Genomic DNA, 9,253 nt, shown 5'->3' on the forward strand with positions numbered 1-9,253 from the left:
AGGCTGGGTTAATCCCGTCCTGACGCGCTGGGCTGCCGAGACCAATTGRCTTTTTATCGCCGCGGGTGTTCTGGATGAGCATCGCGAGGCGAGCATCCACTCGAGCGCGACCGCGAATGCTTTCAGCCCTATGGGATTTGGCTCTGTGATTGTCGCCCTGACGACGAAACGCACGACCAAAACGACGACCGGCACGCTCCGGACGTCGCGCTGACGCTTCGCCTCGGTTCCGGGCCCTCCCCCCCGGCGGGGGCTAAGGCCGAACCCGCCATCCAGACCAGGCGGGTCGGCATCTCCCGGGGGAGGCAGAACCGGTTACTTCCAAAAGGAACAGCAGCATGAGCTTCAAGGTCGCGGTTGTCGGCGCCACAGGCAATGTGGGTCGCGAAATATTCGACATCCTTGCCGAGCGGGCTTTCCCGGTGAGCGAGGTCGTGGCGCTTGCCTCCTCGCGCTCGATTGGTACCGAGGTCTCCTTCGGCGACAAGACGCTGAAGGTGAAGGCGCTCGATCACTATGATTTCTCCGATACCGATATCTGCCTGATGTCGGCGGGGGGCGAGGTCTCGAAGCAATGGTCGCCGAAGATCGGCGGCCAGGGCTGCGTCGTCATCGACAATTCCTCGGCCTGGCGCATGCATCCCGACGTGCCCCTGATCGTGCCGGAGGTGAATGCCGCGGCGGCCGCCGGCTTCTCCAAGATGAACATCATCGCTAACCCGAACTGCTCGACCGCGCAGCTCGTCGTGGCGCTGAAGCCGCTGCATGACCGCTTCGGCGTCAAGCGCGTCGTCGTCTCGACCTATCAGTCGGTCTCCGGCGCCGGCAAGGAAGGCATGGACGAGCTCTTCAACCAGACGCGCGCCGTGTTCTCGGCCGGCGACGTCGTCACCAAGAAGTTCCCCAAGCGCATCTCCTTCAACCTCATCCCGCAGATCGACGTCTTCATGGAGGACGGCTTCACCAAGGAAGAGTGGAAGATGATGGCGGAAACCAAGAAGATCCTCGATCCGAAGATCAAGCTGACCGCCACCTGCGTGCGCGTGCCCGTCTTCATCGGCCATTCCGAGAGCGTCAACATCGAATGCGAGAAGCCGATCACAGCCGACGAGGCGCGCGAGGTGCTCCGCACCGCGCCCGGCATCCTCGTCATCGATAAGCACGAGCCCGGCGGCTACATCACCCCGCACGAGGCGGCCGGCGAGGACGCGACCTATGTTTCGCGCATCCGCGAGGACAATACGGTCGAGAACGGTCTCGCCTTCTGGTGCGTCTCGGACAATCTGCGCAAGGGCGCAGCCCTGAACGCCGTGCAGATCGCCGAGGTGCTGGTCAACCGCAAGCTGATCCAGCCGCGCAAGAAGGCGGCCTGATTCCGGCAGCTCGGAAAGCTCCACGAAGGCGGGCGCAAGCCCGCCTTTTTCATGAAGGGCCCGGGCGCATGGGCGCTGTTCCGAGTTTGCGCGCCCGCCGCAGGCAAATCCTGCTAGCGTCGTCCCACTCTCCAGTTCCGGCGTCGCCTTGTCCTCTCCCCACCCTTCAAAAGCTCCGGTACCGGCCTTGCCCGCGCATACCGAGGCCGTTCCTCCCGTGCCGCAACGTCGCGATGCTGCGCTGCGCGGCATCGGATTGATGCTGCTTGCCAGCATCTTCCTGTCCAGCTCCGACGTCGCTTCGAAATATCTCGCGGCGACGATGCCCGCGCTACAGATCACCTGGCTGCGCTATGCCGCCTTTACGGCGATCATGTTGGCGGTGGCACTGCGCGGCGGCGCAGCACGCCTGCGACCGAAGCGTCTGCACATGCAGTTGCTGAGAGGCGTCGCAGTCACCCTCTCCTCCATCATCTTCGTCTCGTCGCTGCGATACCTGCCGATCGCTGATGCGACCGCGACAAGCTTCATTGCGCCGCTCTTCGTCACGGCCTTGTCGATCCCGATGCTTGGGGAGAAGGTTGGCTGGCGGCGCTGGACCGCGACCCTGGTCGGTTTGGCCGGTGTCCTGATCATCGTCCGGCCCGGAGGTGCCAACTTCCACGCCGCGTCGCTTTTGCCAGCGCTTTCAGCCGCGACCTGGGCCTTTGCCCTGATCGTTACCCGCATGATGAGCACGACCGAGGATCCGGTGACGACACTGACCTGGTCGGCCGTGGTCGGCTTCCTGCTGCTGACCGTACTGCAGCCCCTCGGCTGGCAGCCACTTACGGCGGAGGCGATCGCCATCGGCATCTTCATCGGCGTCGCTTCGACCATCGGGCACTGGTTCGTCATCATCGCCTTCCGCCATGCCGACGCCTCGCTGCTCGCGCCCTTCTCCTATGTGCAGCTGCTCTGGGCTTCGGTCTTCGGCTTCTTCCTGTTCTCGGTCCTGCCGGATCTCTTCACCTTGCTGGGCTCGGTGATCATCGCCGCCTCGGGCCTCTACACCGCCCATCGCGAGCGGATGCGGGCGCGAGCCTTGTAAGCGGACTATCGCTTGCCGTATCGCGCGAGGAACATTGCGACCGCCGAGGCAACCACGCGGGAGATCTCGGCCTCGGACGGTCGCTCGCGCACCGCATTGAACAGGCGCGGGCGCAGCACGGTCGACTGGCACAGGTCAACGAACTGCACGGCTGCCAGCGCGGTATCGTCGATCTCCAGCTGTCCCTCCGCGACCTTGCGGTCGAGATAGCCGGCGATGCGCCGTGCGCCCTGCAACGGTCCGTTCTCGTAGAATTCACGGCCGAGATCGGGCATGCGCTCCGCCACGCCAACGACGATGCGCTGGGCGCTGAGCGCAAAATCGCAGACCAGGAGCTGGACGATCCGCTCGCCGAAATGCGTCAGCGCATGACCGAGATCGGGATCATCGTCGAGCGCTTCGAAGATCCCGCGCTTCTGTTCTTCACGCTCGCGTTCGATCAGGGCGACGAAGAGATGTTCCTTGTCCTCGAAATAGACATAGAGCGTGCCCTTCGAGACATTCGCGGCCGCGGCAATGTCGCTCATGCTGGCATTGTCGAACCCGCGCGTCAGGAAGACCTCATGGGCTCCGTCCAGGATCTGGCGACGTTTGTCGGGATCTGCGCCCGCCGCACGCCGTTTCCGGCGCGGCGGCACTCCTGCGATCTTCACAACCTCGTCCATGACCCCATCTCGCCCCGGCATTTTGCGCCGCACAAAAATAATCGAACCACTCAGTTCGATTTCACTTGATATGCGCCATCGCCAGCGCTATTTCAACTGAAATCGAACCGATCGGTTCGAACAGTGATTATCAGGATCGCCCATGTCCGCCGAGACAAAGACTGAGTCGCGTCGGGACCGGCTGAAGCTGGTCGACCCCGCGCTCGAAACCACGCCGCTCCCCGCCCAGGCCCGCAAGGCCGACGAAGCAGCTCCGCGCGAAGCGGAGAGCCCTGCCGCCGCCAAGCCCCGCGGCAAGACGGTGCGCCGTGCGGGCATGATGCTGCTGGCGACAGCCGCGCTCGGCTCCGGACTCTGGTTCGGCGTCGACTGGTGGCGCAATGGCCGTTTCATCGTTTCGACTGACGACGCCTATGTCGGCGCCGAGATGGCCACGATCTCGGCCAAGCTCGCAGCCAATGTCGCAACTGTCGCCGTCAAGCAGAACCAGCAGGTCAAGGCCGGCGAGCCGCTCGTCACCCTCGACGATGGCGACCAGCGCATCGCACTGGAGAGCGCCCGCGCCAAGAGCGCGACGGCAGGCGCGACGCTGCTGCGCATCGACAGCCAGATCGAGGCCGGCCGCGCCAGCCTGCTGCAGGCCCAGGCGCAGCGGGACTCGACCCAGGCCGATATCATCCGCACCGTCGCCGATTTCGACCGCGCCAACAGCCTTGCCGCCAAGTCCTACGGATCGCAGGCGACCCTCGATGCGGCAACGGCAGCGCGTGACCGAGCCCGCGCCGCACTGGCCAGCGCCGAGGCCGGGGTCTCCGCGGCCGAAGCCAATATCAAGGTGCTGGAGGCACAGCGCAACGAAGCCTCCCGCCAGATGGACGAGCTGAAGGTCGCCGAGGACAAGGCCGCCCGCGACCTGTCCTTCACCAGGATCGCAGCGCCGATCGACGGACTGGTCGCCAACACCAATGTCCAGCTTGGCGACCTCGTCAGTGCCGGCAAGCGGCTGATGTCGATCGTCCCGCTCGACCAGGTCTATATCGATGCCAACTTCAAGGAGACGCAGGTTGGCGGCCTGAAGATCGGCGACAAGGCAAGGGTCACGGTCGACGCCCTGCCCGATCAGGTGTTTGACGGCGTCGTCAGCGGCATTTCCGGCGGCACGGGCTCGGTGTTCTCGCTGCTGCCTCCTGACAACGCCACCGGCAATTTCACCAAAATCGTCCAGCGCGTCCCGGTGCGCATCACGCTCAGCCCGCAGGCCATTGCGCGCCATGCGCTGCGTCCGGGCATGTCGGTCGTGGTGAAGATCGACCCGCGCCCTCAGGCCTGAACGGAACCACAAGACCCATTCCGGATGGCGCGTCGCGACGATCCGGAATCCATGCAGCCGTAACGCCCACCGATTGACCCCGGCTTTGCGCGGCCAATGCCGCTTGGCCAGGGCGACGGTGCGGGGCGCCAGGAAGACGAGGCCGTCATGGCCACTGCAACACTGACAGCCGGCGCGCCGGCGGCCTCCGACGCCATCCCGATGCGGCGGATCTTCGCCTTCCTGGCGATGGTCTTCGGCATGTTCATGGCGATCCTCGACATCCAGATCGTCTCCGCCTCGCTGGCCGAGATCCAGGCGGGCCTGTCAGCCAGCGCCGACGAGATCGCCTGGGTCCAGACCGCCTATCTGATCGCAGAAGTGATCATGATCCCGCTCTCCGGCTATCTCAGCCGGGCGCTGTCGACCCGCGTCTTCTTCTCGATCGCCGCAGCCGGGTTCACGGTCTCGAGCGTGCTGTGCGCGATGTCGTCCTCGATCAACGAGATGATCCTGTGGCGCGCGGTCCAGGGCTTCATCGGCGGCGGCATGATTCCCGGCGTCTTCGCGGCCGCCTTCACCATCTTCCCGGCCTCGAAGCGGCCGATCGTCTCGCCGCTGATCGGGCTTGTCGCGACGCTCGCGCCGACCATCGGCCCGACGGTCGGCGGCTATCTCAGCCATGCCTTCTCCTGGCATTGGCTCTTCCTGGTCAACGTCATCCCCGGCATCGGCGTCACCATCGCAGCCTGGACGCTGATCGATTTCGACAAGCCGCAGCCCGGCCTGCTCAAGCGTTTCGACTGGCTCGGCCTCGCCAGCATGGCCGCCTTCCTCGGCAGCCTCGAATATGTGCTGGAGGAAGGCACGCGGCTCGACTGGTTCCAGAGCCACGAGATCGTGTGGTAGAAGCTCGATCCACGCGTGATGATGATGATCGGTTTCGCCGGCTTCGCCGCCGGCACCTATCTCGCGTCCTTCATCACCAAGGACTGGGACTTCCACGAACTGCTGCTGCCCCAGATCCTGCGCGGCGTCTCGCTGATGCTGTGCATGGTGCCGATCAACAATCTGGCGCTCGGCACCTTGCCTCCGGCGCAGCTCAAGAACGCATCGGGCCTCTACAACCTGACGCGCAATCTTGGCGGCGMGGTGGGCCTCGCCGTGATCAACACGCTGCTGAACACCCGGACCGACCTGCACATCACCCGGCTGCATGAAGCTGTCGCTGTCGGCAGCCAGGTCGCCGAAGAGAGGCTGGCCCAGATGATGCAGCTTTTCGCCAGCTATGGCGCCAATGCCGAGGCGATGGCGCTCGCCAAAATCAGTCAACTCGCCCATCGCGAGGCCTTGGTCATGGCCTTCGGCGATGTCTTTCTCGGCCTGACCTGGATCTTTGCAGGGCTGGTCGTGCTGGCCGTGTTCATGCGCAAGCCGCCCAAAGCGCCCCCCGCCGAGGCCGGGCACTAGCCGCGCCGGGACCTGATGCACCGTGTCGCAGCCGGCTCCGGATTGACATTCGCGCGGAGTCCCGCCAAATATAGCAATGATATCAGTAGTTTAGATATTTTCTAAACTACGAGGCCGGCATGCCGGCGATGTGGAAGGCGTACCGATGAGCGTTTTGCCCGTGAAGGATCCCAGCCAGGCCCGTGCTGCCGCGGAACAGATTCCGTGGCCGCAGAAGAGCCCTGCTTCCTGCCCGATCAGCGCGGTGAAAACGCGGCTACGCAATGCTGGCCTGCGTCCGACCAGGCAGCGCATGGCGCTGGGCTGGCTGCTCTTCGCCAAGGGCGACCGGCACGTCAGCGCCGAAATGCTCTATGAGGAGGCGCTGCGCGCCCGCGAACCGCTGTCCCTCGCGACCGTCTACAACACGCTGCGGCAGTTCTCGGAAGCTGGCCTGCTCCGCCAGGTTTCGGTGTCCGGCCCCAAGACTTTCTTCGACACCAATGTGTCGGAGCATCACCATTTCTATAACGAGGACGACGAAACCGTCGTCGACATCCCTGGCTCGGAAATCCAGGTCTCCGGCCTGCCCGTCGCCCCGGAAGGCATGATGATCTCGTCCGTGGAGGTCATTGTCCGCCTGCGCAACGCCGATGGCGCCGAAGTCGAGACCCGGGTCGCCGCCGGAGCTGGGCACCACGCGTGATCGTCTGCTCCTGCAACGTCCTGTCCTGTCGGCAGATCAAGGGAACCATTGCCCCCGATGGCACTGGACCGGTGACGGCTGGCGAGGCCTATGACTGTCTGGGCTGCAGCCCGGACTGCGGACGTTGCGCCCGGGCCGTCAGAGCCATTCTTGCTGAGGCCCGCGCCGCCTGCGCCAGCCAATGCCATTCCTGCGCCAGTCGCGACGTTGAATGCGCGGTGCATGTCTCCGTCACCCAGATGATGGACGGGCTGGCGATCGAGAAAGACACGATCGCGGCCTGAGGCTTCTCGGCCGCGGGCCACGTCGATATTTCCCGGTCCTGGCGCGACTTCTCCCTTTCATTCTCCGAATTGCCGCTCTACATTAGGATCATTCTAATGTGATGTGAGCCCGAGGAGAGCTGCGATGAAGGGTGACAAGAAGGTCATCGAATACCTCAACAAGGGGCTCCGCTCCGAGCTGACCGCGATCAATCAGTACTGGCTGCACTACCGGATGCTCGACAATTGGGGGCTGAAGGAGATGGCCAAGACCTGGAAGAAGGAATCGATCGAGGAAATGGTCCATGCCGACCGTTTCGTCGACCGCATCCTTTTCCTCGAGGGCTTCCCCAATCTGCAGACGCTTGACGCACTGCGCATCGGCGAGAACGTCAAGGAAGTGATCGAGTGCGATCTCAAGGCCGAGGTCGAGGCGCGCGGACTCTATCAGGAAGCGGCCAAGTATTGCCGCGAGGTCGGCGACTACCCGTCCGAGGACCTGTTCAAGGCGTTGATGAAGGATGAGGAAGGTCATATCGACTTCCTCGAGACCCAGCTCGACCTCATCGAGCGCGTCGGCATCGAACTCTACACCCAGAAACATATCGGCGGACTCGAAGCGGATCATTGATCCCCGAAGCATTCCGACGCCGGTCGCAAGCCGGACCTGCCCCGCAGGTCCGGCTTTTTCGTGCGGAAGCAGTGGCCCGAAGTCGGAACAGGACCACCGCCTTGACGGCGCGATTGAAAGCGACCTAATTCATAGGCTGATACCGACGTAGTTTGTAATGATTATCGTTCAATACTGAAGCTCTACGGAAGATCAGCGCCGAACCTTGTCTGCCTCCTGCAGATTATCGATTTGGATCGCTGCGATGAGTTCCGTTCCGCCATCTGATCTTGCTGGCAAGACAGCACCCCACTCCGGACAATCGGACGTCCCGGTCGTCGACGTCCGCCAATTGGTCGGCACCGGACGCGAGGTCATCCTGATGCATCTTGGCGAGGCCTATCGCCTGCGCGTCACCGCCCGCGACCGGTTGATCCTGACCAAATAGCGCCCCGCTCGCCAAGCCACGCGCTCTGTGCCAGAGAGCCTGCTTCCGTCCCGGACTCCTCTCCGCTGTCCTCGGGCGCGATTCCGAGGGCCGGCTCGTTCGCAAGTCCGGAATCATGGCGATCGTTCTGGCGGGCGGCGAAATCCGCTCAGGCGATGCCATCGGCCTGACCTTGCCTGACCTCCCGCATCGCGCGCTCGAACGGGTCTAGTCGAGCGCTCGCAACCAAGACTCGCTCGGCCCTGAGCGATCATTGCGCCAATCGAAGAGCGCCGTGTGCGTCGCTCGCCAATGTTCGGGCGTGCGCGCTGCCAAGAGGCCAGAGCCGTCTTGTCCAGCGCGATAGGGCGAACCATCCCAGCGCGCGACGCGGCCGCCAGCCTCGCTCAGGAACAACGTTCCGGGCAGATGATCCCATGGCAGCGTTCGCCAGAAGACGGCGAAATCGCGCTCGCCAGTGGCAATGGCAGGATATTCGGCCCCCGCGCAAAGCAGCGGCGGCACGATCAAGGGCACTCGATCCAAGCGCGCCTCGATGACCTCAAGCACGTCAGGCGGCAGGAAACGAGTGGAGATCGAGCCCCGCCGCAGCCCATCCGGCTTCCCATCAGCGACCACGGGCACTCCATTGATCTGGGCGCCGCTGCCCAGTTCGGCGACATGAAGCTGATCCGACAACGGATCGAGCATCCAGGCTGCGACGACCTCGCCTTCGCGAAGCAGTGCAAGCATGATCGAAAATGGTCCTCGGCCGGAAATGAAATTTCCGGTGCCGTCCAGCGGATCGATCAACCAGACGGTGCCCCGATCGAGAGTGTCAGCCAATGCAGGCGTCTTGGCGCAGGCTTCCTCGCCCACGACCCTGGCGGACGGATCGAGCAGCAGCAATTGCTCGCCGATCAACCGTTCGGCATGCTGATCGGCAACGGTGACGAGTTCTCCCGGGGACTTTTCCTCCACATCACGCGCGGTCAGATTGCGAAAGCGCGGCAAAATCGCCTCTGCAGCTGCCTGTCGCAGAACCGTCGATACTTTATCGATCAGACTCATCGTGATTTCGGCTCCCCTATCTCGGGCTTGCCTTCTGGATCCCGCCAATTTGCCAAGGACCGCCTACCACCACCCAAACCGGCGCCGCGTTTCAAAGGAAGCGCCCCGAACTCGCGCCCGAACCGCGAGCACCGATCGCGAAACAAAAAGATCGGGTTGTTGGGGCTCCGGCCGCCCGTTGATACGGGATGACGGAGAGCGGTCTTCCGGTCAGGCTCCATCGATCCAACCGGTCAGGAGGCCTGCCATGGAGCTGTTCGTCGGTCTTGATGTGTCTGTTCGCACCACCA

Annotated in this window: 9 protein-coding genes and 1 pseudogene; 8 read left to right on the forward strand and 2 right to left on the reverse strand. The window is 63.9% G+C overall.

Features of this window, described 5'->3' with window-relative positions; genetic code table 11:
• Positions 1–338: 338 nt before the first annotated feature.
• Complete coding sequence (locus tag AC1DRP_RS15830; protein WP_441492424.1) at positions 339–1,373, forward strand: aspartate-semialdehyde dehydrogenase; 1,035 nt, start codon at positions 339–341, stop codon at positions 1,371–1,373.
• A gap of 187 nt (positions 1,374–1,560) precedes the next feature.
• The gene (locus AC1DRP_RS15835; protein ID WP_441505802.1) at positions 1,561–2,463 is read left to right on the forward strand and encodes a DMT family transporter; all 903 of its coding nucleotides are present in this window, start codon (positions 1,561–1,563) and stop codon (positions 2,461–2,463) included.
• A gap of 5 nt (positions 2,464–2,468) precedes the next feature.
• Here the strand turns inward: AC1DRP_RS15835 and AC1DRP_RS15840 are convergent, their stop codons facing one another.
• Positions 2,469–3,128 carry a TetR/AcrR family transcriptional regulator gene (locus AC1DRP_RS15840; RefSeq protein WP_441505803.1) on the reverse strand — a complete coding sequence of 220 codons (660 nt, stop codon included), beginning with the start codon at positions 3,126–3,128 and terminating at the stop codon, positions 2,469–2,471.
• A 142-nt stretch (positions 3,129–3,270) separates the two neighbouring features.
• Between AC1DRP_RS15840 and AC1DRP_RS15845 the strand changes: the two genes are divergently transcribed.
• The 6 genes and pseudogenes from AC1DRP_RS15845 (at position 3,271) to hemP (ending at position 7,913) form a co-directional block, all read left to right on the forward strand.
• A complete protein-coding gene (locus tag AC1DRP_RS15845; RefSeq protein WP_476768949.1) occupies positions 3,271–4,458 on the forward strand; it encodes an HlyD family secretion protein in 1,188 nt (395 codons plus the stop codon).
• Between the two features lie 147 nt (positions 4,459–4,605).
• Positions 4,606–5,907: pseudogene (locus AC1DRP_RS15850) on the forward strand (DHA2 family efflux MFS transporter permease subunit).
• Positions 5,908–6,052: 145 nt separating this feature from the next.
• Complete coding sequence (gene irrA, locus AC1DRP_RS15855) at positions 6,053–6,592, forward strand: iron response transcriptional regulator IrrA (protein ID WP_441492420.1); 540 nt, start codon at positions 6,053–6,055, stop codon at positions 6,590–6,592.
• On the forward strand, positions 6,589–6,876 hold the full coding sequence (locus tag AC1DRP_RS15860; protein ID WP_441505806.1) for a (2Fe-2S)-binding protein: 288 nt from the start codon (positions 6,589–6,591) through the stop codon (positions 6,874–6,876). Before irrA ends, AC1DRP_RS15860 begins: the two co-directional genes overlap by 4 nt.
• A gap of 124 nt (positions 6,877–7,000) precedes the next feature.
• Positions 7,001–7,486: a bacterioferritin gene (bfr, locus tag AC1DRP_RS15865; RefSeq protein ID WP_113517171.1), complete on the forward strand. Its 486-nt coding sequence runs from the start codon at positions 7,001–7,003 to the stop codon at positions 7,484–7,486.
• Positions 7,487–7,730: 244 nt separating this feature from the next.
• Positions 7,731–7,913, forward strand: coding sequence for a hemin uptake protein HemP (gene hemP, locus AC1DRP_RS15870; RefSeq protein WP_441505807.1), 183 nt, complete (start codon positions 7,731–7,733; stop codon positions 7,911–7,913).
• A gap of 207 nt (positions 7,914–8,120) precedes the next feature.
• Here hemP and AC1DRP_RS15875 read toward each other — a convergent pair whose 3' ends face one another.
• Positions 8,121–8,963, reverse strand: coding sequence for an inositol monophosphatase family protein (locus AC1DRP_RS15875; protein WP_441505808.1), 843 nt, complete (start codon positions 8,961–8,963; stop codon positions 8,121–8,123).
• Between the last annotated feature and the right edge of the window lie 290 nt (positions 8,964–9,253).

The sequence above is a fragment of the Allobosea sp. 01N443 genome (genome assembly GCF_056399325.1).

Bases quoted from the DNA above. Each gene is read 5' to 3' on its own strand.
- AC1DRP_RS15830 (WP_441492424.1), top strand. From the start codon at position 339: ATGAGCTTCAAGGTCGCGGTTGTCGGCGCCACAGGCAATGTGGGTCGC.
- AC1DRP_RS15840 (WP_441505803.1), bottom strand. From the start codon at position 3,128: ATGGACGAGGTTGTGAAGATCGCAGGAGTGCCGCCGCGCCGGAAACGG.
- AC1DRP_RS15845 (WP_476768949.1), top strand. From the start codon at position 3,271: ATGTCCGCCGAGACAAAGACTGAGTCGCGTCGGGACCGGCTGAAGCTG.
- irrA (WP_441492420.1), top strand. From the start codon at position 6,053: ATGAGCGTTTTGCCCGTGAAGGATCCCAGCCAGGCCCGTGCTGCCGCG.
- bfr (WP_113517171.1), top strand. From the start codon at position 7,001: ATGAAGGGTGACAAGAAGGTCATCGAATACCTCAACAAGGGGCTCCGC.
- hemP (WP_441505807.1), top strand. From the start codon at position 7,731: ATGAGTTCCGTTCCGCCATCTGATCTTGCTGGCAAGACAGCACCCCAC.
- AC1DRP_RS15875 (WP_441505808.1), bottom strand. From the start codon at position 8,963: ATGAGTCTGATCGATAAAGTATCGACGGTTCTGCGACAGGCAGCTGCA.